Source organism: Sulfitobacter sp. KMM 9851 (assembly GCF_057178245.1).
This window is the reverse complement of record NZ_CM169991.1, coordinates 3,549,996-3,572,820: the sequence shown is the minus strand read 5'-3', so window position 1 is coordinate 3,572,820 and position 22,825 is coordinate 3,549,996. Positions and strand designations below refer to the sequence as shown.

Here is a 22,825-nt window from a genome sequence, read left to right as displayed (position 1 = left end):
GCAGTGTGAGCAGATGAATATCCTTTTCGTGCATCAGAACATGCCGGGCCAGTATCGGGAATTGGTGCGGTGGCTGGCGCTGTCGGGGCAGCACAGGATCTATTTCCTGACCCAACGACGCGCGGCGCCTGTAATGCCCGGCGTCGAAACCCGCATATATCAGCCACACCACCGCCCCGGTGCCAAAGCCTATGGATTGTCGAAGGTCTGGGAGGAGGCGACCGGCAACGGCTATGGCGCGGTGGCAGCGGCGCGCGAGATCGAGGCGCGGGATGGGTTTCGGCCCGATATCATCATCGGGCATGTGGGCTGGGGCGAGCTGACGTTTTTCAAGCAACTTTGGCCGGATGTGCCGATCATCGGCTATTTCGAGTATTATTATAACATGACCGGCGGTCTGGTGGGGTTCGACCCTGACGATACGCCATCGGAACATGCGCCCTATCTGGCCCATGCGCGTAACGCGGTGCCGCTGAGCAATATCGAGACGGTCGATCTGGGCCATTGCCCGACCGAGTGGCAGCGCGACAGGTTTCCGGGTAGCTTTCACCGCAAGATGTATGTCTGTCACGACGGTATCCGGACCGACCGTTTGCTGCCTGATCCCAATGCGAGCCTTAAACTGGGGCGACTGTCACAGCCGCTGACCCGCGACGACGAGGTGGTGACCTATGTCGCGCGCAATCTGGAAAAGACCCGTGGCTTTCACATCCTGATGCGCGCCCTGCCGCGTATCCTCAAGGAGCGACCCCGCGCGCGAGTGTTGATCGTGGGGGGCAACGACGTGTCTTATGGCGGCAAGAACACCCACCCCGGCGGGCTGCGCGCCGAGATGGAGGCCGAAGTCGGCGCGGGTGTCGATTGGGACCGGGTGCATTTCCTGGGGCAGGTGCCCTATGAGGATTATCGCAAGTTGATCCAGGTCAGCCGCTGCCACATCTACCTGACGATGCCCTTTGTGATGTCGTGGTCGTTGTTGGAGGCGATGTCGATGGGAGCCACGATTGTGGCGTCGGACGTGGCCCCGGTGCGCGAGGCAGTGACCCATCGCAAGACCGGGCTGTTGGTCGATTTCTTTGATCCGCAGGCATTGGCGTCACAGGTGGTCGATGTGTTGGCGCGTCCCGATGCCCATGCGGCGTTGGGCCGTGCGGCGCGGGCGCATGTGGTGAAAACCTATGATTTCCTTGGCAAATGCCTGCCCGAGCATTTGGCGCAGATCAACGCGTTGCTGCCCGAGAGCAAACAGATTGGCTAGGATGCCGCGTTAGTTGGCGGCGTTGTTGGCGGCGTTGACCAGCCCAAAGACCGACCCGACAAGCCCAAGTATGGTGCGTGTATTGGTCAGCGGGCTTTCTGTGGCGAGCACCAGATCACCGGAGTGGATCGGGAAGTTGCGCGCCGAGAACAGGCCGTCGGAGGTGGTCAGATCAAGGGTAAAGACGACGCGTGTCTTGCGTGGGCCACGGGTGCCGGCGCTGACGGCGCTGTTGGGGTATTCGCGCAGGATCAGGATGCCTTGGGGGTTGGCCCGGTTGTCATTGACGCCGCCAATGATGGCCAACGCATCAAGCGCTGACACTGTATCGCGGTTAAAGGCATGCTGCGCTTCGCGCCCGGCGGCACCCAAAGACAGGAAATAGCGGCGGTCTTCTTCGATGATCACCTTGTCGCCGCCGTGCAGGCGGGAATCTAGGCTGGGATTCTCATAGAGCCGGTCAAGCGACGTGGCATAGATTTTCGAGCCGCGCACCAGTTTGACCTGAGGGTTCTCCATGCTGTCACGCACACCGCCCCCGGCAGAGATCGCAGCGAGCACCGAGAAATTCTGATCCGGCATCACGATGTTGCCGGGCTGGTTGACCCCGCCGACAAGGTCGATGGAATTGGCACGGCCTTCGGTCATGGCCAGTTGCACCTGCGCGGCAGGCACGATGGTTTCCATTTGTCGCTGGATCAGTTGGCGCGCGCTGTCGGGGGTGCGGCCGGCGACCTGCACCTTGCCGACGTAGGGCATGAAGATGGTCCCGCTTTCCGACACACGGATGCCGGGCATTGCGGCGACCTGTTGTTCGGGGCTGGTCAGAAGCGAGTTTTCGCCGCTGTCCCAGACGAGGATATCTAGGCTGTCGCCGGGGCGGATGACCTGTGCGTTCGACCCACGGCTTTGACCCAGCCAACCGTGGCGCGATGCCCCGGTGTTGGGCCACTGGGCGACGCTGGGCAGAAACGCCCGTGTGACGGGATAGACGGCGATGTCAGATTCCGGTGCGTCGGCGTCCTGTATCACCTCTTTTTCAAGGGCGGCACCGCGGGGCAGCGTGCCGCAGGCGCTTAGGCCGACTACAAGCAGGCAGGAGATCAGGAATTTGGAAACCATGCTTATCATCTGCACAACCGCTCGTTTAGGTCGATTCCATTCGGGGATGCAAAGCAACCCCTGTACAAGATGCACGAGGATAAGCGGCTTGCAAAACTCCACCCCCAGTTGGAATTCTATGCTGCGCAAGATACTGGCTGTACCCATGGCGTCAATGACTTCGGACCGTTGCGGTCAAATAAACAATGTGCTGCTGCTGGGGGCCACTGGCCGTCTTGGCGGAATGCTGCGCAGACACTGGCCGACACCCGCCGACTTGCGCTGTCAAAGCAGGCAGGCGCGGCCCGGATTTCTTGCCTTTGATCCATTGGTGCAACAGCGGCAGGCGCTGGCCAGCGCGCAGGGAGTGGCGGCGGTGATCTGCCTGTCGGGGATTACCCCCATCACGGCTGCGGCGGGGGTGTCCTTTGATCTGAACAGTGATCTTGCTCTTGCCGCGATTGACCTTGCGGGGCGGGCGGGCGTGCCGCGCGTTTTTGTGGCCTCTTCGGCGGCGGTCTATGGCCGGGCGGTGGGCGCGTTGAGCGAGGGCCAGCAGGCCACGCCCGTGTCGGACTACGGCACGTCCAAGCTAGCGATGGAGCAAGCGGCGCGTGCGGCGGCGCAAAAGGCAGGAGTGGCGCTGACGATATTGCGGATCGGGAATGTCGCCGGGGCCGACGCCATTGTTGGCGGTTGGCGCGCCGGGATGCAGATCGACCGATTTTCCGACGGCAGCACACCACGTCGCAGTTACATCGGGCCGGTGACACTTGCGCGGGTATTGCATCACCTGACCCGCACCGCCGACCTACCCGAGGTGTTGAACATCGCCGCCCCCGGCACGGTCGAGATGGGCGCCCTGCTGGATGCTGCCGGGTTGGCGTGGAGGCCGCGACCCGCGACACAGGGCGCGATCGCCCAGGTCGCACTGGATACAAAAGCGCTTGAACGTCACGTCGATTTTGCGGCAGACAGCAGCACCCCGGCAGGGATAGTTGCGGAATGGCGGCGCGACTGTGATCTGCAAACCTGACGATGGACGACCACACCGGAGCGAAAGCCCACCGATGAGAGCCTCAGTATGAAAGCCTGTGAATGACCTGGCGCAAGCGCATTTTCGATCTGTTCTTTGCCAGCCTGCTGGTGGTCATCCTTGGCCCCATCTTGATCGGTTTGCTGATCTGGCTGCTGGTAAAGGAAGGCCGACCGCTGTTTCACGTGGCCGAACGGATGAAAGCCCCCGATCAGCGATTTGACCTGTGGAAGCTGCGCACGATGACGGTGGTAGCCGAGGATCAGGGTGTGTCGGGCGGCGACAAGCAAGCGCGGATCACCCGGACGGGCGCATGGCTGCGCGCGCGGCGGCTGGATGAGTTTCCGCAACTGTGGAACATCCTGCGCGGCGATCTGAGCTTTGTCGGACCCCGCCCGCCGCTGCGCGAATATGTCGAGCGGTTTCCCGAAGTTTATGCCGAGGTGCTGCGCTCGCGGCCGGGTGTCACCGGGCTGGCGACGATCCGGTTTCACAAGCACGAGGACCGGTTGCTGGCGCGGTGCCAGACACCGCAGCAAACCGACGATATCTATTGCCGCATCTGCGTGCCTCGCAAGGCGCGACTGGATCTGATTTACCAGCGCAACCAAAGCACCTGCTACGATTTTGATCTGGTGTTTCAGACAATCGGCAACCTGTTTCGCCGCAAGGGTGGACGCAGCTAGGCCGGATAGCGCCGAACAAGGCGGCCAATTCGCCTATACGTAGTAATCGGCAGCATTATGTGACAGAAACGTGTGTGGGGATTAGCAGCCTTGTCATGCATTAGGTTGTATTCTAGTTGCCAAACCTATTATAAACCCTAGCTACTCAACATGCTTTGCTGCACCGCATTCGGGAAAATTTGCCGCTGATGCTAAGCCTTATTAAATCAATGACCAAGCAGCAGAAGCGTGGGGTGATGTTGGCGCTGGATGCAGCACTGATCATTCTGTCGCTTACCTTTGCCCTGGCGTCACGTGGATTGCCGGGCGGTGTGCTGCACAATATGGTAGTTTACGCGCCGATAATCCCCTACATTTTGATCGTTTCGGCAGGTTTATCGATCTGGCTGGGGGTGTGCACCATTCAGTTGAGCGCCTATGAGACGGCAGCGATCGGAAACACCGCGCTGCTGGCCGGGGCGTTGACGATGACCTCTTTGGTGGCATCGTACATTGCGGGTCTGGGTCTGCCCATTGGCCTGCATGTGATGCTTGGGGCCAGTTTCTTTTCTCTGGTCGTGATCTCGCGGGCCTTGCTGCTGCGAATCGTTCTGGCGATCTATCGAAATGGGGCGAACCGCTGCCGCGTGTTGATTTACGGTGCGGGCACAACCGGGACACAGCTGGTGTCGGCGCTGCGCGGGCACGAAAACATTGAATCGGTGGCGTTTGTCGATGATAACGTCGCCCTACAAGGGCTGCGCGTCGCACATCTACCGGTCTATACGCCGCTGCACATTGCCGATCTGGTGCGCGACAAGCAGATCGACCGGGTGCTGCTGGCGGTGCCTTCGCTGAGCGGGCCAAAGCAGGCACAGATCGTTCGGCGGCTCGAAAAGATGGGGCTGGAGGTGCAAACCCTGCCGTCCTTTGCCCAACTGATCGGTGAAGAGGCGCTGGTCGACAAGCTGACGCCGCTGTCGGCACATAGTTTCCTGAACCGCGCCGAGGTGGATCATTCCATCGCGGAAGGGACGGTCAGCTATTCCGGTAAATCGGTTTTTGTTTCTGGTGCCGGGGGGTCCATCGGGTCTGAACTGTGCCGACAAGTGCTACAGTGTCGCCCGACGAAGCTGATCCTCTACGAGCTTAGCGAACTTGCGCTTTATAACATTGATATGGAATTGCGGCAGCTGACCGAAGGCACCGATATCGTGATCGTACCGGTTCTGGGGTCGATCACGGACGCCCGGCAGCTGCGCAAGGTGATGTCAGAACACGAGGTTCATGTGGTTCTGCATGCGGCGGCTTATAAACATGTGCCGCTGGTCGAGGCCAATCCGCTGGCCGGGCTGGTCAACAATGTCTTTGGCACCCAGACGCTGGCCGAACAATCAGCCAAGGCGGGGGTTGAGCGGTTTATGCTGATCTCGTCTGACAAGGCGGTGCGCCCGACCAATGTGATGGGCGCGTCCAAGAGGTTGGCAGAACTGGTGGTTCAGGACATGGCGCGCATCCATGGGGAGCCTGGCAATACGATCTTTTCCATGGTGCGTTTTGGCAATGTTCTGGGATCGTCGGGTTCGGTCGTGCCGCTGTTTCAGGAACAGCTAAGCCGCGGCGGGCCCCTGACGGTGACGGACAAATCCGTATCGCGCTATTTCATGACCGTACAAGAGGCCGTGCGTCTTGTCTTGCAGGCCGGCGCGATGGCGCAGGGCGGTGAAGTTTTCGTGCTCGATATGGGCAAGCCGGTGCCGATCCTCAAACTGGCGCGGCAGGTTATTGAAAGCGCGGGCTATACGGTGCGCGACGAAGCCCATCCCGATGGTGACATCGAGATTGCCATCACGGGTCTGCGCCCCGGCGAAAAGATGACCGAAGAGTTGACCCTGTCAGGCGACCTGATCGGCACGGGTCACCCCAAGATTTTTTCCACCCGCGAAGTTGGCCTGTCCGAGATCGAATTGGCCGCAGCGATGCGGCGGCTGCGCGAGGCCTTGGTGGCCAGCAGCGAAGATATGGCCCGCGACGTGGTGCGCCGCTGGGTCGAGGGCGCAGAAGAAGCGTCGGCGGTACGCATGCTGTCGTGACCGTGCGGTGCCTGTCGCCCGATTGCCGCAATCGGAGCGCGTAAGCGGGCAAAGCGTTTCCCGGGTGTTGATTTGTGCCGCTGGTCCATGCAGAACCAGATAGACAATGATCGCAGGCAAAGGGCAGCACAGTGCAGCAGGTTTCCAATCTGAAAAACGAGCGTCGTGCCAGACGGTTGCTGAGCACGCTGGCGGTTACGCTGGTGGCCGGGTCGGCCGCGACTGCTGACCCTGCGGGTATCTTTGACGTTCCTGATCGTCCCTCGTTGAATTTCTACGGCTCGCCGGGGTTGGTGGACATGCCCACGGCGCATGCCTTGCCGGACGGGCAGTTCGTGATCGGCGTGGCGAATTTTGCCGGAATGACGCGGACGACGATGACATTCCAGGCCACCCCGCGCCTGTCTGCAAGTTTTCGCTATGTCGGCATTCAGGATTGGAATTTCGGCGGATTTGAAACCTATCGTGACCGCAGCTTTGACATGCGGTACCTGCTGAAGAAAGAAGACCGGTTTTGGCCTGCGGTGACGATTGGTTTACAGGATTTCGCCGGTACCGGGATCTATGCGGGTGAATACGTCGTCGCGACCAAGACATTTGAAGGCGCGTCAATCCCCGGTTCAGTCCGGGTTTCTGCGGGCCTTGGGTGGGGCCGGTTGGGCAGTTCTGGCGCAATCGGGTCGCCCTTTGGGGGGCCGCGGCAGGCGTTTGTGCCGGGCAGCACCGGCGGCAAGCCTTCCTATGATCAATGGTTTCGCGGGCCCGCTGCCCCCTTTGCCGGGGTTGAATGGCAAGTTGATGACCGTTGGGCGGTCAAGGCGGAATACAGTTCTGATGCCTATCAGTCCGAAGCGGTGGACAGGGGCGTATTTACGCGCAAATCACGGTTCAATTTTGGCGCGGAATATCAGTATTCGGACCGCATGCGCGTTGGGGCCTATTACCTTTACGGGTCGGAATTCGGCGTAAATCTGCAATTGCAGCTGAACCCCAAGATTGCGCAGGCGCCGATGAAGGTGACGCCGACGACACCATTGAAACTGCGCCCAAGCCGCGCCAGTGCGCCGCAGGCCTGGGGTACGGGCTGGGCCACGCAAGCGGGGGCGCCCGCAGCATTGCGCGACCAGATGAAACCGGTGCTGGCGGCCAGCGGGCTGACATTGCTGGCGCTAAAGGTCGATCCGAACCAGGCGGAACTGCGGCTGCGCAACGACCGCTATCAGGCGCGATCGGTTGCCGTTGGGCGGGCCGCGCGTGCAATGGCGCAAGTCTTGCCAGCGTCGGTGGAAACCTTCCGTATCGTGACAGTCGAAGGCAACTTGGCCCAGTCCACGGTGACAATCCGACGGTCCGATCTGGAAGCGCTGGAATATGATCCGCAGGCGGCGGATGCCCTCTTGGCGGTCAGCGCCATTGGGTCGGCCACGCCCACCTTGCCAGGCGCGGTGACCAACGCCGATCTTTACCCCGATTTCTCGTGGTCATTGGGGCCCTATGTCGCGCCCAGCTACTTTGACCCAGATCAGCCGGTGCGTGCTGATGCCGGGCTCAAGCTGGAGGCGAGCTATCGCCCGGCGCCGGGCTGGACCGTTGCGGGTAGTCTGAAACATCGGTTGGGCGGCGATATCGGCGATGCAAACCGTCCCAGCAATTCGGTGCTGCAACATGTGCGCACGGATTCGCTTGAGTATGCCAGAGGCAACGACACGGTGCTCGACACGCTTTATGTCAGCAAGCAGTGGAAGCCGGGCAATGATCTTTATGCACGCGTGACCGCCGGTTACCTGGAGCGGATGTTCGGCGGCGTGTCGGCAGAACTGTTGTGGAAACCTGTGGCAAGCAGTCTGGCCCTTGGGGTTGAGGCGAATTACGTCAAACAACGGGATTTTGACGGACGGTTCGGGTTTCAGAACTACGGCGTCGCAACCGGACATGTGTCGGCCTATTACGAATTTGGCGATGGCTATCACGCCCAAGTTGATGTGGGACGCTATCTGGCAAAAGACATCGGGGCGACTGTCACCCTGACCCGTGAATTTGAAAATGGCTGGCGCGTTGGCGGATTCTTTACGCTCACGGATGTGTCGTCGACAGAATTTGGCGAAGGGTCGTTTGACAAGGGTATCAACCTGACGATCCCGGTCAGTTGGTTCCTCGGCACGCCGAACAAGCGCGCCATTTCGACCACGATCCGTCCCATCCAGCGCGATGGCGGGGCACGGCTGGACGTGCCGGGCCGGTTGTACGAGCAGGTGCGCAGTGGCCACAGCAACGCCCTCGAAGGGCAATGGTCGAGGGTTTGGGAATGAATCGTTTTTCACTGGGCCTCGGCCTGATTGCCGCAGTCGTTCTGGCCGGGTGCAGTGGCGGGTCGGACGCCAACCAGGGGGATTTGGCCTCTGTCGGGTCATCGCTTGTTGGTGCTGTGCGCGCCACGGCGGCAAAGCCGGATCAGACGCGGGGCCGGGTGACGGTCACCCGCAAACTGCTGGATGAAACGCCGGGCGAGGTGTTGCAGGTGGTGCCGGATTCGACCGGGCTTCAGGATTTCCTGTTTCTGGTTGGTCGGCGCACCGACGATACGCCCGGACAGATCGAAGTCTGGAAATCGACAGACAATGCGCAGCTGATCTTGCGCGACGGTGTTCTGGTAGGGTCCAAGGGTCTGGGCGGGGATATCCGTTCAGCGCAGGCGCAGACGACGCTTGCGGGCTTTGACGGTGTTGGCGGGGGTGGCGAGCGTCTGTTCACCGTGGCGCGGCTAGACGGCACCGCTGATGCAATAGCGTTTTCATGCGACGTGGCCCAATTGGGGCGCGAGGTTATCCAGATCGTTGATCAACGTGTGTCGACCTATCATTTGCGCGAAACATGCCAGCATGGGCAAACCCGGTTCACCAACGAATACTGGGTAGAAACCAATGGCGGCCGCATGCGGCGCTCGCGGCAGTGGGGCGGGCCTGTATTTGGCTACATGAGTATCGAACGACTAAAGAATTAACCGGGATTGTGCTAAATAGTTACAATTCGAAGTTATTTAATGACGACAAATGCCGTTTCTGTTGTAGGAGATGGGATAAATTGCTAATCACGAACAGCCCAACCCCATAAGGAAAATGAAATGAAAAAGATTGCTACTCTGATCGCCGCAACCGCATTGACCGCAGGCCTGACAGTCTCCGCTTCTGCCCAAGGTCTTACCGGGCTTGGCAATGGCCTGAACCCAGGCCTAGGCATCGTTGGCGGTATCGGTTTGATCACGATGATCGTCGTGCTGGAAGATGAAACCACAGTGACAAGCACCCCTTAATTGGGTAGCCGCCCGGTTCGCCGGGCAGGATAATGTGAAACGGCCTCCAGCTTTCGTTGGGGGCCGTTTTTCATTTGTGCGGGGCTTGGCTCTTGTGATTGGCGGGGGCGCGGGCCATTTTACGGCATGGAAAAAACGCTACTTTCAATTGGTCACGGCTATAGCGCCCGCGCGCTGGCAGCGAAACTGGTGCCAGAGGGCTGGCGCATCATCGGCACCACCCGAAGCGAGGACAAGTTGGCCGCGATTGCCGCCACCGGGGTCGAGCCGCTTTTGTGGCCGGGGGGTGATCTTGGTCCCGTGTTTGCCTCGGTGCCTAATGTGTTGGTGTCGGCTGGGCCGGCGCCACAAGGTGATCCTGTGTTGCACCAGATGGAGGCGCAGATACGCGCCGCCGCGTCTGATCGGCGCTGGGTGGGCTACCTGTCGACAACAGGTGTTTACGGTGACCGGCAGGGCGACTGGGTAGATGAGACCAGTCCGCTGGACCCGTCGACCCGGCGCGGTATGGCGCGGGTCAATGCCGAAGCGGCGTGGCAGGATATTGCGGATCTGCCTTTGCACATATTTCGGCTGGCAGGCATTTATGGCCCCGGTCGCGGCCCCTTTGCCAAGGTGCGCAACGGCACCGCGCGGCGGATCATCAAGCAGGGGCAGGTGTTTTCGCGCATCCACGTCGAGGACATCGCCCAGGCGCTTGCGCTATCCCTAGCCGCGCCGCAGCCGGGGGCGATCTACAACCTGTGTGACGACGATCCCGCCCCGCCGCAGGATGTTATCGGCCATGCGGCCGAGCTGCTGGGATTGCCGCTGCCGCCCGCGATTGCCTTTGAAGAGGCCGAGATGACGCCGATGGCGCGCAGTTTCTATGCCGAGAGCAAGAAGGTGCGGAACGATCGTGTCAAAGCCGCGCTGGGATGGCAGCCGACCTATCCCGACTACCGCACCGGCCTTGCGGCGCTTCTTGAGGTTGAGGGCCGAAACTGAGGTGCGCTGCTGGGTGAATATGTTCTAGGCGCGCTGCGCCTTGAAGCTGGCGATGCCCAAGACGTCCAGCACTTTTGCGGTGATATGATCGGCATTCATCCCTGCAACAGCATACATGTCCGCTGGGCTGGCCTGATCAATGAAGGTATCGGGCAGAACCATGGAGCGGAATTTCAGACCCCGGTCAAACACACCCTCATCGGCCAATAGCTGCGCCACGTGGCTGCCAAAGCCACCGATCGCGCCTTCTTCGATGGTGATCAGCGCTTCGTGGTCCTCGGCCAGTGAAAGGATCATGTCGCGGTCCAGCGGCTTGGCAAAGCGGGCATCGGCGATGGTGGGCGTGATGCCTTTGGCGCTGAGTGCCTCGGCGGCTTTCTCGACTTCTTCAAGCCGCGTGCCGAACGACAGCAGCGCCACGCGCGCGCCGTTGGCGATGATGCGGCCCTTGCCGATCTCTAGTGGTGTGCCACGTTCGGGCAGGTCGACGCCACGCCCCTCGCCCCGCGGATAGCGAAAGGCGATGGGGCCGTCGTTATGCGCCGCAGCGGTGGCCACCATGTGACGCAGCTCCGCCTCGTCGGCGGCGGCCATCACGACAAATCCGGGCAGATTGGCAAGGAAGGCCACGTCGAACGCCCCGGCGTGGGTCGGCCCGTCAGCCCCCACCAGCCCGGCGCGGTCGATGGCAAAACGCACCGGCAGGCGCTGAATGGCGACGTCATGCACAACCTGATCATAGCCGCGTTGCAGGAACGTGGAATACATCGTGCAAAACGGTTTCATCCCCGCCGCGGCAAGGCCGGCACAGAATGTCACCCCATGTTGTTCGGCAATGCCCACATCGAAACATCGGCTGGGATAGCGTTCAGCGAACAAATCCAGCCCGGTGCCATCGGGCATGGCGGCCGTCACGGCGCAGATTTTGTCATCCGCCGCCGCTTCGGCCAGCAGGCTGTCAGCAAAAACGCGGGTATAGCTGGGCGCGTTAGAGGGCGCTTTTTTCTGTTCCCCCGTCACGACGTTGAATTTCGCCGTGGCATGGCCCCGGTCGCGCGCCGCCTCGGCAGGGCCATAGCCCTTGCCCTTTTTGGTCAGCACGTGGATCAGGATCGGCCCGGTGGCCCGCTGGCGCACGGTGCGCAGGACCGGCAACAACTGGTCCATGTCATGCCCGTCGATGGGGCCGAGGTACGAAAAGCCAAGCTGTTCAAACAAGGTGCCGCCAACGGCCATGCCTTTGAGCATATCCTTGGCGCGCTGCGCGCCGATCCGCAAGGGTTCCGGCAGCAGGCTTACCGCGCCCTTGGCGGCGGCTTTGAAGTCCTGAAAAGGGGCTTCGGCGTAGAGACGGCTGAGGTAGGAGGACATTGCGCCCACAGGCGGTGCAATCGACATTTCATTATCGTTCAAAATGACGATCAGCCGCTTTTTTAGATCGCCCGCGTTGTTCAATGCTTCATAGGCCATGCCCGCCGACATCGCCCCATCGCCAATCACGGCAATCGCATCGCCCAAGCCTTCGGGGACCACACCACCCAGATCACGCGCCACGGCAAACCCGAGTGCGGCAGAGATCGAGGTCGAGCTGTGGGCCGCCCCGAAAGGGTCATAAGGGGATTCGCTGCGTTTGGTGAAACCGCTCAACCCGTCTTTCATCCGCAGGCTGCGGATACGGTCGCGGCGTTCCGTCAGGATTTTATGTGGGTAGCATTGGTGGCTGACGTCCCAGATGATTTTGTCGCGGGGGGTGTCAAAGACGGCATGCAGGGCGACCGTTAATTCGACGACGCCCAAGCCAGCCCCCAGATGCCCCCCCGTCTGCGAGACGGCAGAAATCGTTTCGGCACGCAGCTCCCGTGCCAATTGGGTCAACTGTGCGTCCGTCAGATGCTTTAGATCTGCGGGGCGGGCGACCTGATCAAGCAGGGGCGTTACAGGTGTGTCGTTCATCTCGTGCCTCTCTGGCCGGGGCGGCTAGCTGTCGCGGGCAATAACGAAGGCGGCGGCCTCTCGCAAGCTATGTGCCTCTTTCCCATAGGTAGATAGGGCATCGCAGGCCAATTCCACCAATTCTTTGGCGCGGCGTTTTGCCCCGTCGAGCCCCAGGTGCGACACGAAGGTGGCCTTGCCTGCGTCGCTGTCCTTGCCCACCGCCTTGCCCAGGGTTTCGGCGTCACCGACGACATCCAAAATGTCGTCCGCGATCTGAAAGGCCAGCCCAAGGTGCCGGGCATAATCGCCCAGGGCGGTAGGGTCGTCGGCGGTCATGCGCGGGCCTGCCTGCGCCGACCATTCGATCAACGCGCCGGTCTTGCCTGCCTGCAATGCCGTGATTTGCGCCAGCGACAGGGGCGTGGTGGCCGTTTCTGCCGCAATATCCATCGCCTGCCCCCCCACCATGCCCGCGATCCCGGCGGCACGCGCCAGGCTGCCCAGCAACGCCAACCGCTGCTCGGCGGGGCAAGACATCTGCGCCAATAGGTCAAAGGCCAGCGCCTGAAGCGCATCTCCGGCCAGCACGGCCGTGGCTTCGTTCCATTTGCGGTGCACCGTCGGATGCCCGCGCCGCAGGTCGTCGTCGTCCATGCAGGGCAGATCATCATGCACAAGCGAATAGGCGTGCAGCGCTTCAATCGCGCCCGCCGCCGGGGCCGCAGCATCGGCGGTCACGCCGTGCAGCCGCGCGGTTTCGATCACCAGATATGCGCGCAGCCCCTTGCCCCCGGTGGTGGCATAGCGCATCGCGTCCGAAACGGGGCCGCCTTGCCCAGCCAGACCCAGTTCAATCTGTCCGACCGCAACGCGCTGCGCATGGTCCAGCGCGGCCTTAAACGGAGTGTACTGCGAAAGAACTGTCACGCCCGACCTGTCAAAGCCCGTCGACAGGTGTGGTGCCAGTGGGCGCGCCATCGCCGTCCAGCGTGATGGCCGCGACCTTTTCTTCGGCCTCTTTCAGCTTGGCCTCGCAGCGGGCCTTCAATTGCGCACCACGTTCATAGAGCGCGATGCTCTCGTCCAACGCAACATCGCCGCGTTCCAGTTTGCTCAAAACCTGCTCAAGCTCTGCCATGGCGGTTTCAAAATTCATCTCGTCTACGGGGGTATCTGCCATTTTGCGCCTCTCAAATCACGGGTTTTCAAAATCATAAAGTGCAAGCCGGGGCAAGGCCAGCAGCCTTCCCCCCTTCATCTTGCCGAATAATCGCCGGGGGTCTGGGATTCTGAAACGCCAGCAGGTCGCGGCCAGACGTTGGATCAGGCGATCAATCTGGCGCCAGCATGTAGCCCGCACCACGCACGGTTTGCAGATATTGGGGTTGTTTTGGGTTGTCCTCGATCTTGCGGCGCAACCGTGTAATCTGGACGTCGACTGCACGCTCCTGCGCCTGGCCGCGGTCACGGCCCAGATCCTCGACCAACTGCGCACGGCTGAGCGCGACGCCGGGTTGTGCTGCGAAAATCTTCATCAACTGCACTTCTGTGGCGGTCAGGCGGACCAGATCATCACCTTGCCACATCTCGCCGCGTTCCAGATCATAGCGGATTACCCCCATCGACAGCACCTTGGGCGCGGTATCGACGGCGCTGGTGTCGGGCATCCGGCGCAGGATCGCATTGATCCGCAGCAGCAGTTCCTTCGGCTCAAACGGTTTGGGCAGATAATCGTCTGCCCCGGCTTCCAACCCCTCAATGCGGTTGTCCGTCTCGCCCTTGGCAGTCAGCAGCAGGATCGGTGTCTGCATGGTTTCGCGCAGAGATCGGGTTAGCGCGATGCCGTCTTCGCCCGGCATCATGACGTCGAGCACGATCAGATCAAAATCCAACCCCACCAGAATACGTCGCGCATGGGCCGCATCGCGGGCGGCGGTCACCAGAAATCCGTGCCGCATGAGAAATTTTCGCAGCAGCGTGCGGATACGTTCGTCGTCATCGACAATCAGCAGATGGGCATCCAGATCGCTCATGTCCCGCTCTCGCGCAGGCGATCAAAGCTTTGTCGCATCTCGGGGTCCATCATCGCCTCCAATACCGTTCTGAACCCGACGACGGCCTCTGGTCCGGCGGTCCGAAAGGCGACGCGCATCCGGGCACGCTGTGCGTCGGACAGTTCCTGTTCCAACTTGCGGCCCTGATCGGTCAGATACAGGTGCCGTTCGCGTTTGTCGTTGCGGCCAACATTGCTGAGCACCAGACCATCGGAGATCAATGTGCGCAACACACGGTTGAGTGATTGTTTCGTCACCCCGAGGATATTCAGCAGATTGTTCACTGTGGTGCCCGGCGCGCGATTGATAAAGTGGATGGCGCGGTGGTGGGCGCGGCCATAGGCCAGATCGACGAGGATGCGGTCAGGGTCGGCGGTGAAACCACGGTAGGCGAAAAACATCGCCTCGATCCCCTGCCGCAGTTGTTCGTCGGTCAGAAACAGCAAGCTTTCGCCGCTGTGAGGGGAGAGCATTCGCCCGTCAGCCATGAGATGCCTCTTTGATCGCTTTGCGGCAGTTTACGTCAGTGTTGTTGACATTCCAAGGGTGAAAGGCTATCGAATCGCAGGTTTTACGCAATTAAATGTCCGGTTCGGACCTTGATTGCGCAACTAATGAAAACTTGGCTGCGAAATTTGGGAAGGAAATACCATGGCTGGCGCATATAATGATCGTGATGGACACATCTGGATGGATGGCAAGATGATCGACTGGCGTGATGCCAATGTCCACATCCTGACCCACGCCATGCACTATGCGTCGTCGGTATTCGAAGGCGAGCGGGCCTATAACGGCAAGATTTTCAAGAGCCGCGAACATTCTGAGCGGTTGAAACGGTCGGCCCAGATGATCGACTTTGAAATCCCTTACACCGTGGATGAGATCGAAGCCGCCAAGGTCGAAGTGCTGGCAGCATCAGGCCTGCAGGACGCCTATGTGCGGGCAGTGGCATGGCGCGGCGCGGGCGAGGACATGGGTGTCGCATCGGCCCGCAACCCGGTGCGTCTGGCGATCGCGGCATGGGAATGGGGCGCCTATTACGGCGACGCCAAGATGAAGGGCGCCAAGCTCGACATTTCCAAATGGAAGCGCCCGAGCCCCGAAACGATCCCTTCTCACGCCAAGGCGGCAGGTCTGTATATGATCTGCACCATGTCCAAACATGCGGCCGAGGCCAAGGGCTGTTCCGATGCCATGATGTATGACTATCGCGGCTATGTGGCTGAAGCGACGGGCGCGAATATCTTCTTTGTCAAAGACGGCGAAGTGCACACGCCTGACCCCGACTGCTTTCTCAACGGCATCACCCGGCAGACCGTGATCGGGATGCTGCGTGAAAAGCAGATCAAGGTGCATGAGCGCCACATCATGCCGGAAGAGCTGGAAGGGTTTGAGCAGTGCTGGCTGACCGGCACCGCCGCCGAAGTGACTCCAGTGGGCCAAATCGGCGACTGGAATTTCGAGGTCGGCGCGCTGACCCGCGAGATTGCGCAGGACTATGAGAAGCTGGTGCGCTCTTAAGCGTTACCGTTGAACGTCTGCAACGTGACCCCGCCGTCCTGCAAACCCTTGCGGACGGCGGTGGCAATTTCGACTGCCTCTGCCGTGTCGCCGTGCAGGCAGATCGTGTCGATCCGGGTCGGGATGTGTTTGCCGCTTTCGGTAATGATCGCCCCAGCCTTGACCATATCCACCATCCGCCGCGCCGCGTGTTCCGCATCGTGGATCACCGCACCGGGCAGGGAGCGGTCCACCAGCGTGGCGTCGTCGTTGTAAGCGCGGTCGGCAAAGATCTCGCCGGCCCATTTGCAGCCCAGTGATTTTACTGCACGTTCCTGCGCGGTAGCGGCCAGCACCATCACGATCAGCTCGGGCGCGACGCTGAGCGCGGCAATATAAAGGTCGCGGGCCAGCGTTTCATCCTCGGATGCCATATTTGCCAGCGCGCCGTGTAATTTCAGATGCCGCACTTGCGCACCGACACTGCGGGCCATGCCGACACTTGCCGCCACCTGATAGCGGACCTGATTTTGCAGCGTGCCGCGGGGTATCGACAGACGGTTGCGGCCAAACCCAGCCAGATCCATGAAGCCCGGATGCGCGCCGATGCCAACGTCATTTTGGCCTGCCAGACGCATCGTCGCTGCCATGACATCGGCATCGCCCGCATGCCCCCCGCACGCGATATTGGCCGAGGTCACGATACGCAGCAGGGCCGCGTCGTCGCCCATTTTCCACGCGCCAAAGCTTTCGCCCATGTCTGCATTCAGGTCGACGGTCGGCATATCAAAACTCCTGTTCGAATGGGTCGTTGGTGGCTGAAACGGCACCGCTGATCAATTGGTAACCCAGCAAATCCCGGATCGTGGCGGGGTCGCGCACCAGTGCTGTGCGTTTGCCGGGCAGCGCTGCCAGCATCGCAAGATGGCGCTCTTGCAGGTCGAGCGCCTGGACTATCTCGATAAATTCAAACCGCAGTGCGTCGCCGGCCTGCGCCTGTGCCACAATCGGCAGATCGCATGGGATTACTGTGCCGATGCGGGGATAGCCCCCTGTGGTCTGACATTCGCAAAGCAGAACAAAAGGCGTGCCGTCGCCGGTGATCTGGATGTCGCCCGGCACGATGACCTCGGACACGATGCTTAGCTGATCCTGGGTGGAAAAGCCGTCGCCCGCGTGATCCATGCGCGCACCCATCCGGTTGGCACGGGCATCGCGCCGAAAGCCAGTGTCGATAAAGCGGTTGCGGGTATCGGGGGTAAAGGCTTCGGTCTGCATCGAGGCGACGATGCGCAACGTGCCACCACCAAACCGATTTTCGCGCGGCAGGCTTTGCCCGGTTTCGCGGCCCGTGTCCTTGCCCAATGGCAGGGTTTGTCCGGTTTCCAGCAGCGCGCCGAGACCCGCAGAGAGATGGCTGGCGCGAGACCCCATGCGCGGTTCGGTGGCAAAGCCGCCCCCGACATGCAGATAGCCATACGCCCCATCACTGGCCCCGCCGATCTTGAGCACCGCCCCTCTGGGCAGCAAATGGCTGGCATTCCAGGCCACTGGCTCGCCCTCGACGCTGGCCGTCATGCGCGCGCCGGTCAGGGCAATTCGGATATCGCTGTCGGCGCGAAAACTGCCGCCGCTGCCGGCCATCTCGATCGCGGCCGAGTTGGGGTCCTGGCCCAAGAGTGCGCCGCCCTCATAGAGCGCAGTTCGATCGGCGGCGCCACCATGGGTCAGCCCTTGCGCGCGAAAACCGGGGCGGCCAAGGTCTTGCAGGCTCATTGCCGGGCCTGCCTGTTCGATCGTCAGATGCACGCTCATGTCAGCGCCTCTTTTTCGGCACCGCTTTGGCCGCTGTCGCGCAGTTTTTGATAGGCATCCAGACCAATCGCGGGAAAGCATAACTCGTCCCCAGGCGACAGGGGGAAGGGGTCGTCGCTTTCGGGCTGAAATGTCCTGAACGCCGTTTGGCCGATATGTCGCCACCCGGTTGGCGAGGCATTGGTAAAGACAATCAACTGCCTTATTGCCACGACCAGCGCACCTGCGGGCACCGATTTGGTCAGCCCCTGCTGGCGGGGGATGTTCCAGTGCTCGGCCAATTCACCCATATAGGGCTGACCCGGGGCAAAGCCGATGGTCAGGACCCTGACGCGGGACTGCGACAATTGCTTGATCGCGGTGTCCGGGTCCACCCCTGCCGCTGTCGCCGCATCCTCAAGCTGGGGCGCGAGATTGGTGCCATAGACAGTCGGCACATGCCACAGCGTGCGGCCCGACGGCAAAGGCGCGTCGAACCAATTGCGCTGGTTCAGCAGCTCTTGCAACCGTTCAGTCAGTGTGGTCAGCGCCTCCTGCGACAAATCGAATTGCACGAAAGTTGAAACCAGTGAGGTGCTGGTCTCTGTCACCTCTGGCCAGCCCTGTTGATCAATCGCCGCGCGAAAGGCGAGCGCCGCGCGGTTCGCGGGCTCTGACATCTGGGCGGCAAAGGTGATCAACAGGCCAGACAGGCCAACGCTGCGGATTTGGGGCCATTCAGACACGTCGTAGCATCCCGTTCATTGTCAAACCGGCCCCTTACGCAGGTTTTCGGGCAGCCAAGTCGCGATTTCCGGGAACCAGATGAGGACGAAGACCATCAACACCATAATCGCAAACATCGGCAGCGCGGCGCGCGTGATATAGCCCATTTCGTGATCCGTCATACCTTGGAGAACAAACAGATTGAAGCCGATGGGAGGTGTAATCTGTGCCATTTCGACGACCACGACGACAAAGATGCCGAACCAGATCAGATCAATTCCAGCGCCCCGCACCATGGGTTCAACCACGGCCATGGTCAGCACGACGGACGAAATACCATCCAAAAACATGCCCAGCACGATGTAGAACACCAAGAGTGCCATCAGCAGTTGAAACCGCGACAGCTCCATCGCCGCGATGCCATCTGCCAGCGCGCGGGGCAGCCCGGTAAAGCCCATGGACAGTTTCAAGAATGCGGCCCCGGCGAGGATCAGCGCGATCATGGCGCTGGTGCGCATCGCGCCCATCAGGCTTTCGCGGAAACTGTGCCAGTTGAGGGACCCCTGAAACAGCGCAAGCGTAAGCGCCCCGATCACCCCGATTGCCGCCGCTTCGGTCGCGGTGGCAAAGCCGAGGTACATGGAGCCGATTACAACCGAGATCAGCGCGAAGACGGGAAGGAGAAACCGCGAATTGCTAAGCTTTTGCATAAAGGTCATTTGGGCTTCGGGCTTGGGGTTCCAGTCTTTGGAAAACACACTGCTCAGGGCGACGTAGCCCATGAACATCAGCGCCAGAAGCAGCCCCGGCATGACCCCTGCAAAGAACAGTTTTGTGATGCTTTCATTGACCGTAACGCCGTAGACGATCAGCGCGAGCGAGGGCGGGATCATCAGGCCCAGCGTGGCCGCACCCGCCAATGTGCCGATGATCATCTTTTCGGGATAGCCCCGGCTGCGCAGCTCTGGGATCGACATCTTGCCCACCGTCGTAAGGGTCGCAGCGGACGAACCGGAAACCGCGGCAAATACGGTGCAGCCGACGATATTGGTATGCACCAGCCCGCCGGGCAACCGTGCCAGCCAGGGGGCCAATCCGCGAAACATGTCTTGGGACAGTCGTGTGCGGTAAAGGATCTCGCCCATCCAGACAAACAGCGGCAGGGCCGTCAGGGTCCAACTGGATGAACTGGCCCAGATCGTTGTGATCATCGTGTCGCCAACAGGGCGCGAGGTGAACAGCTCCATCCCGAGCCAGGCCACGCCCATAAGGGCCAGACCAACCCAGACGCCGGTGCCAAGAAGGAAGAAGAGGACGATCAGGAACAGCGCGATTGCATAAATTTCGGTCATCGCGTCATTCCCCAAAACTTTGATCGACAAGATCGCGGGTGATGCGGTGATCCCCCTTGAAAATGACGTGCAGCAGGTTGTCCGTCAGCGCGATGGCAAGGATGCCGCCGCCGATGACCATGACAGATTGCGGTATCCACAGCGGGCTTGCGTCCTGATCCTGACTGATCTCGTTGAACTTCCACGACCAGTACACAAACCAATAGGCGTAATAGGTGAAGTACCACGCAACGGCGGCCCCCACGGCAAAGCACCAGATTTCAAGCAGTCGTTTCGGCCCGGCGCTGAGCGCGTTAAGCAGGATCGACACGCGGATATGCGAACCGCGGCTAAGTGCGTTGGCAAAGGCGAGAAAGCTGGCGCCCGCCATGGCATATCCAGCATAAGAGGCTGCGCCGGGAAAGATTTCTCCGGTCCAGCGGGCGATCATCTGGGCCACGATCAGCAGCAGGATTGCGACAAGGCAAACCGCCGCCAAGGCCCCCGCGCCCGCATAAAGTAAATCAAGTGTTTTGCGCAGCGCCTTCATGGGCTGTCCCCCTCCCGTTTCATTCCGTGGAATGACAAGCGGCGGCCCGCAAAGGGGCCGCCGCAGGTGCGATTATTGCATCGCTTTGAAGTTATCCACGATGGCCTTGCCGTCTTCGCCAGCGGCTTCGAGCCATTCGGTCGTCATGGTGGCGCCAACTTCGCGCAGGCCCGACATCAGCTCTTCGCTGGCCGGTTCCACGTTCATGCCACCTTCGCGCAGGCCGTCATAGGTGAACTGGGTATAGTCCTTGGATGCCTGCAAACCGCGTGCTTCGGCTTCGGTGGCGCAGGTGGTGATCACGCCCTTGTTGGCATCCGACACATCGGTCCAGACGTCCTTGTTCACCATCACGTAGTTGCGCGGCAGCCATGCGTCGACTTCGTAAAAGTTTGTCAGGCTTTCCCAGACCTTCTGGTCATAGCCTGTCGCCCCGGACGAGATCATCGATTCCGCGACACCAGTTGCAAAGGCCTGGCTGACCTCTGCGGCCTCAACCGTCACGGGCAACATGCCTGTCAGTTCGGCCAGACGCGCGGTGGTGTTGTTGTAGGACCGGAACTTGACGCCTTTCATGTCTTCGACGCTGTTCACTTCTTTCTTGAAGTACAGACCCTGCGGTGGCCATGGCACGTTATAAAGCAAGACGAGGTTCTGCTCATCCAGCAGGGCCTCGATCTTGGGCTTGGCGGCGTCCCACAGTTTGGCGCTGTCATCAAAGGATGGCGCGAGGAACGGAATGGAATCAAAACCGAAGATTGCGCTTTCGTTCTGGTGGCCCGACAACAGACGTTCCCCGATCTGGACTTGCCCGGTCTGAATCGCGCGCTTGATGTCCGCGCCGGCAAACAGCGCGCCGCCGGGGTGAACGGTGATCTCGATTTCGCCGCCTGTGCCGTCGGTCACACAAGTGGCAAACGCAACGCCGTTTTCTGAGTGAAAGTTTGAGGCCGAATAGGCCATCGGCATGTCCCACTTCTCGGCGGCAAAGGCCGGAAGGGCGGCTGTCAGTCCCAGCGCCGCGGTGGCGGCACCCGCCATGAGTTTTGCAGTCAGTGTCATGTTATTCTCCCTATATTATTTAGTAGTCACGCTTTGGCGGTCGCCCCGGCAAAGCGTTGGGGGTGATACGCGGCCATATCCATGTTTGGAGTCTGGCCCGTAATCATTCCGGCGATCAGTCGGCCCGTTTTTGGCCCGCCCGTCAACCCGATGTGGTGATGCCCGAAGGCGGTAAAGACCCGGCTTGTGCCAATCTGCCCAATCAAAGGCAGAGAGTCGCTGGGGGCAGGTCGGTGCCCCAGCCATTCGATTTCGTTGGTCGCGGTCAGATGCGGGAATGCCGCCTTGGCCTGCCGCCGGAGCAGCGCCAGTGGGGCCTTGGAGGGGCCAGCGTCAAGCCCGCCAAATTCGACGATCCCGGCACAGCGCAGGCCCTGCGCCATCGGGGTTGCGACAAATTTTGCGGCAGCCACCATCGTAGGTTGCGCGGGCCCGCCTTGTGCATTTTCGAACACGATGTGATAGCCGCGTTCAGATTCCAGCGGCACATTCAGGCCCAGCTTGCGCATCAAGGGTTTCGACCAGACACCGGTCGCAAGCACCACATCGTCACAGGGCAGGCCTCCTTCGGTGGTCTGAACCGCTGTGATACAGCCATCGGTCAGATCAAAATCTTTGACCTCGGCCTGACGGATTGTGCCGCCCATATCGTCAAACGCCTTGGCCAGCGCACGTACGTAGCCGCCGGGATCGGTGATAAAACCGTGGTCGCGCAGACGTGCAAGGCAGGTGATGTCCGGCCCGTAGGCGGGGTCGTAATCCTGCACGTCGGCCCCTTCGATCAGGTCTGGCACAAACCCGGCCTGCGCCCGCAGCGCCCAGGTGTAACGCTCCGCCTCGAACAGGCTTCGGTCGGTGTAGGCGAAGCAGTAATCGCTGTCGCTGACCCATGCGCCCAGTCCCAGGTCGCGGCAAAGCGCCTTGTGCTGATCCACGCTGTCGGACACGATCGGGGTGAGCGCCGCAGCAATGCGCCTTGTGTCGGCGTCATTGGCGTTGGCCATGTAGCGCCGCAGCCAGGGCAGCAATCGGGGCAGGTAGGGCCAACGCAGAAATAGCGGAAATTCGGGATCGCGCAGCATCGCGGGCGCTTTTCGCAGCAGACCCGGCGCGGTCACGGGCACCATGGCGCAGGCCGCCAACACCCCGCCATTGCCGTGCGACGTACCGCGACCCGGTTCGCCCCGGTCGATCAACGTCACGTCGGCGCCAGCGCGTTTTAGCCAGATGGCCGTGGAAACACCCACGATGCCCGCGCCAATGACGACGACATGGCGGGTCATACGCAGGGCAACTTTGTGGGGCGCAGTGGCATGGGTGTGATTCCTTTGAGGGTATACTTGCAGAAAAGATCAATACGTCAACAAAATGCTGACAAAATGTAATCGTTGGTCTGCCGCTTGCTTCTCCACGGGGGGCTACG

At 61.0% G+C, this 22,825-nt stretch carries 22 protein-coding genes; 9 read left to right on the top strand and 13 right to left on the bottom strand.

The genetic code is table 11. The annotated features are described in order from the left end of the window. The first annotated feature begins 13 nt into the window (after positions 1–13). Complete coding sequence (locus tag AC1965_RS17720) at positions 14–1,258, top strand: glycosyltransferase family 4 protein (RefSeq protein WP_483885149.1); 1,245 nt, start codon at positions 14–16, stop codon at positions 1,256–1,258. A gap of 9 nt (positions 1,259–1,267) precedes the next feature. Here the strand turns inward: AC1965_RS17720 and AC1965_RS17715 are convergent, their stop codons facing one another. Continuing rightward, positions 1,268–2,389, bottom strand: coding sequence for a polysaccharide biosynthesis/export family protein (locus tag AC1965_RS17715; RefSeq protein WP_483885148.1), 1,122 nt, complete (start codon positions 2,387–2,389; stop codon positions 1,268–1,270). A 136-nt stretch (positions 2,390–2,525) separates the two neighbouring features. Between AC1965_RS17715 and AC1965_RS17710 the strand changes: the two genes are divergently transcribed. From AC1965_RS17710 to AC1965_RS17680, 7 genes are all read left to right on the top strand, one after another. After that, positions 2,526–3,395, top strand: a complete 870-nt coding sequence (locus tag AC1965_RS17710; protein ID WP_483885147.1) for an NAD-dependent epimerase/dehydratase family protein — start codon at positions 2,526–2,528, stop codon at positions 3,393–3,395. A gap of 62 nt (positions 3,396–3,457) precedes the next feature. Continuing rightward, on the top strand, positions 3,458–4,081 hold the full coding sequence (locus AC1965_RS17705; protein ID WP_483885146.1) for a sugar transferase: 624 nt from the start codon (positions 3,458–3,460) through the stop codon (positions 4,079–4,081). A gap of 188 nt (positions 4,082–4,269) precedes the next feature. Beyond that, positions 4,270–6,153: a polysaccharide biosynthesis protein gene (locus AC1965_RS17700; RefSeq protein ID WP_483885145.1), complete on the top strand. Its 1,884-nt coding sequence runs from the start codon at positions 4,270–4,272 to the stop codon at positions 6,151–6,153. Between the two features lie 131 nt (positions 6,154–6,284). Then, the gene (locus tag AC1965_RS17695) at positions 6,285–8,462 is read left to right on the top strand and encodes a YjbH domain-containing protein (protein WP_483885144.1); all 2,178 of its coding nucleotides are present in this window, start codon (positions 6,285–6,287) and stop codon (positions 8,460–8,462) included. Then, positions 8,459–9,154 carry a YjbF family lipoprotein gene (locus tag AC1965_RS17690; RefSeq protein ID WP_483885143.1) on the top strand — a complete coding sequence of 232 codons (696 nt, stop codon included), beginning with the start codon at positions 8,459–8,461 and terminating at the stop codon, positions 9,152–9,154. Before AC1965_RS17695 ends, AC1965_RS17690 begins: the two co-directional genes overlap by 4 nt. 120 nt (positions 9,155–9,274) lie before the next feature. Beyond that, positions 9,275–9,463, top strand: coding sequence for a hypothetical protein (locus AC1965_RS17685; RefSeq protein WP_483885142.1), 189 nt, complete (start codon positions 9,275–9,277; stop codon positions 9,461–9,463). A 126-nt stretch (positions 9,464–9,589) separates the two neighbouring features. Beyond that, the gene (locus AC1965_RS17680) at positions 9,590–10,450 is read left to right on the top strand and encodes an SDR family oxidoreductase (protein ID WP_483885141.1); all 861 of its coding nucleotides are present in this window, start codon (positions 9,590–9,592) and stop codon (positions 10,448–10,450) included. Positions 10,451–10,474: 24 nt separating this feature from the next. Here AC1965_RS17680 and dxs read toward each other — a convergent pair whose 3' ends face one another. The 5 genes from dxs to AC1965_RS17655 form a co-directional block, all read right to left on the bottom strand. After that, positions 10,475–12,403, bottom strand: coding sequence for a 1-deoxy-D-xylulose-5-phosphate synthase (gene dxs / locus AC1965_RS17675; protein WP_483885140.1), 1,929 nt, complete (start codon positions 12,401–12,403; stop codon positions 10,475–10,477). Positions 12,404–12,427: 24 nt separating this feature from the next. Then, a complete protein-coding gene (locus tag AC1965_RS17670; protein ID WP_483885139.1) occupies positions 12,428–13,363 on the bottom strand; it encodes a polyprenyl synthetase family protein in 936 nt (311 codons plus the stop codon). Beyond that, positions 13,323–13,565, bottom strand: a complete 243-nt coding sequence (locus tag AC1965_RS17665) for an exodeoxyribonuclease VII small subunit (RefSeq protein ID WP_483885138.1) — start codon at positions 13,563–13,565, stop codon at positions 13,323–13,325. The genes AC1965_RS17670 and AC1965_RS17665 overlap by 41 nt, the downstream gene beginning before the upstream one ends. Before the next feature lie 151 nt (positions 13,566–13,716). Further along, positions 13,717–14,418: a response regulator gene (locus tag AC1965_RS17660; protein ID WP_483885137.1), complete on the bottom strand. Its 702-nt coding sequence runs from the start codon at positions 14,416–14,418 to the stop codon at positions 13,717–13,719. Next, positions 14,415–14,927 carry a MarR family winged helix-turn-helix transcriptional regulator gene (locus AC1965_RS17655; RefSeq protein WP_483885136.1) on the bottom strand — a complete coding sequence of 171 codons (513 nt, stop codon included), beginning with the start codon at positions 14,925–14,927 and terminating at the stop codon, positions 14,415–14,417. The genes AC1965_RS17660 and AC1965_RS17655 overlap by 4 nt, the downstream gene beginning before the upstream one ends. Before the next feature lie 163 nt (positions 14,928–15,090). Between AC1965_RS17655 and AC1965_RS17650 the strand changes: the two genes are divergently transcribed. Beyond that, complete coding sequence (locus AC1965_RS17650) at positions 15,091–15,960, top strand: branched-chain amino acid aminotransferase (RefSeq protein ID WP_483885135.1); 870 nt, start codon at positions 15,091–15,093, stop codon at positions 15,958–15,960. Here AC1965_RS17650 and AC1965_RS17645 read toward each other — a convergent pair. The 7 genes from AC1965_RS17645 to AC1965_RS17615 all read right to left on the bottom strand — a co-directional run bounded on the left by AC1965_RS17645 (position 15,957) and on the right by AC1965_RS17615 (position 22,685). Further along, positions 15,957–16,724, bottom strand: a complete 768-nt coding sequence (locus tag AC1965_RS17645; protein ID WP_483885134.1) for a LamB/YcsF family protein — start codon at positions 16,722–16,724, stop codon at positions 15,957–15,959. The genes AC1965_RS17650 and AC1965_RS17645 overlap by 4 nt on opposite strands. Position 16,725: 1 nt before the next feature. Next, the gene (locus tag AC1965_RS17640; protein ID WP_483885133.1) at positions 16,726–17,754 is read right to left on the bottom strand and encodes a 5-oxoprolinase subunit C family protein; all 1,029 of its coding nucleotides are present in this window, start codon (positions 17,752–17,754) and stop codon (positions 16,726–16,728) included. Continuing rightward, a complete protein-coding gene (locus AC1965_RS17635; RefSeq protein ID WP_483885132.1) occupies positions 17,751–18,479 on the bottom strand; it encodes a 5-oxoprolinase subunit B family protein in 729 nt (242 codons plus the stop codon). The genes AC1965_RS17640 and AC1965_RS17635 overlap by 4 nt, the downstream gene beginning before the upstream one ends. 21 nt (positions 18,480–18,500) lie before the next feature. Beyond that, on the bottom strand, positions 18,501–19,811 hold the full coding sequence (locus tag AC1965_RS17630) for a TRAP transporter large permease (RefSeq protein ID WP_483885131.1): 1,311 nt from the start codon (positions 19,809–19,811) through the stop codon (positions 18,501–18,503). Between the two features lie 4 nt (positions 19,812–19,815). Then, positions 19,816–20,340 carry a TRAP transporter small permease gene (locus AC1965_RS17625; RefSeq protein ID WP_483885130.1) on the bottom strand — a complete coding sequence of 175 codons (525 nt, stop codon included), beginning with the start codon at positions 20,338–20,340 and terminating at the stop codon, positions 19,816–19,818. Between the two features lie 72 nt (positions 20,341–20,412). Further along, positions 20,413–21,402, bottom strand: coding sequence for a TRAP transporter substrate-binding protein (locus AC1965_RS17620; protein WP_483885129.1), 990 nt, complete (start codon positions 21,400–21,402; stop codon positions 20,413–20,415). Between the two features lie 26 nt (positions 21,403–21,428). Beyond that, positions 21,429–22,685 carry an NAD(P)/FAD-dependent oxidoreductase gene (locus AC1965_RS17615; RefSeq protein WP_483885128.1) on the bottom strand — a complete coding sequence of 419 codons (1,257 nt, stop codon included), beginning with the start codon at positions 22,683–22,685 and terminating at the stop codon, positions 21,429–21,431. Positions 22,686–22,825: the final 140 nt, after the last annotated feature.

What these genes read in the sequence shown, in the direction of transcription:
- AC1965_RS17720 (WP_483885149.1), top strand. Translation starts at nt 14, where the DNA reads ATGAATATCCTTTTCGTGCATCAGAACATGCCGGGCCAGTATCGGGAA.
- AC1965_RS17715 (WP_483885148.1), bottom strand. Translation starts at nt 2,389, where the DNA reads ATGATAAGCATGGTTTCCAAATTCCTGATCTCCTGCCTGCTTGTAGTC.
- AC1965_RS17710 (WP_483885147.1), top strand. Translation starts at nt 2,526, where the DNA reads ATGGCGTCAATGACTTCGGACCGTTGCGGTCAAATAAACAATGTGCTG.
- AC1965_RS17705 (WP_483885146.1), top strand. Translation starts at nt 3,458, where the DNA reads ATGACCTGGCGCAAGCGCATTTTCGATCTGTTCTTTGCCAGCCTGCTG.
- AC1965_RS17700 (WP_483885145.1), top strand. Translation starts at nt 4,270, where the DNA reads ATGCTAAGCCTTATTAAATCAATGACCAAGCAGCAGAAGCGTGGGGTG.
- AC1965_RS17690 (WP_483885143.1), top strand. Translation starts at nt 8,459, where the DNA reads ATGAATCGTTTTTCACTGGGCCTCGGCCTGATTGCCGCAGTCGTTCTG.
- AC1965_RS17685 (WP_483885142.1), top strand. Translation starts at nt 9,275, where the DNA reads ATGAAAAAGATTGCTACTCTGATCGCCGCAACCGCATTGACCGCAGGC.
- AC1965_RS17680 (WP_483885141.1), top strand. Translation starts at nt 9,590, where the DNA reads ATGGAAAAAACGCTACTTTCAATTGGTCACGGCTATAGCGCCCGCGCG.
- dxs (WP_483885140.1), bottom strand. Translation starts at nt 12,403, where the DNA reads ATGAACGACACACCTGTAACGCCCCTGCTTGATCAGGTCGCCCGCCCC.
- AC1965_RS17670 (WP_483885139.1), bottom strand. Translation starts at nt 13,363, where the DNA reads ATGGCGCGCCCACTGGCACCACACCTGTCGACGGGCTTTGACAGGTCG.
- AC1965_RS17665 (WP_483885138.1), bottom strand. Translation starts at nt 13,565, where the DNA reads ATGGCAGATACCCCCGTAGACGAGATGAATTTTGAAACCGCCATGGCA.
- AC1965_RS17660 (WP_483885137.1), bottom strand. Translation starts at nt 14,418, where the DNA reads ATGAGCGATCTGGATGCCCATCTGCTGATTGTCGATGACGACGAACGT.
- AC1965_RS17655 (WP_483885136.1), bottom strand. Translation starts at nt 14,927, where the DNA reads ATGGCTGACGGGCGAATGCTCTCCCCTCACAGCGGCGAAAGCTTGCTG.
- AC1965_RS17650 (WP_483885135.1), top strand. Translation starts at nt 15,091, where the DNA reads ATGGCTGGCGCATATAATGATCGTGATGGACACATCTGGATGGATGGC.
- AC1965_RS17645 (WP_483885134.1), bottom strand. Translation starts at nt 16,724, where the DNA reads ATGCCGACCGTCGACCTGAATGCAGACATGGGCGAAAGCTTTGGCGCG.
- AC1965_RS17640 (WP_483885133.1), bottom strand. Translation starts at nt 17,754, where the DNA reads ATGAGCGTGCATCTGACGATCGAACAGGCAGGCCCGGCAATGAGCCTG.
- AC1965_RS17630 (WP_483885131.1), bottom strand. Translation starts at nt 19,811, where the DNA reads ATGACCGAAATTTATGCAATCGCGCTGTTCCTGATCGTCCTCTTCTTC.
- AC1965_RS17625 (WP_483885130.1), bottom strand. Translation starts at nt 20,340, where the DNA reads ATGAAGGCGCTGCGCAAAACACTTGATTTACTTTATGCGGGCGCGGGG.
- AC1965_RS17620 (WP_483885129.1), bottom strand. Translation starts at nt 21,402, where the DNA reads ATGACACTGACTGCAAAACTCATGGCGGGTGCCGCCACCGCGGCGCTG.
- AC1965_RS17615 (WP_483885128.1), bottom strand. Translation starts at nt 22,685, where the DNA reads ATGACCCGCCATGTCGTCGTCATTGGCGCGGGCATCGTGGGTGTTTCC.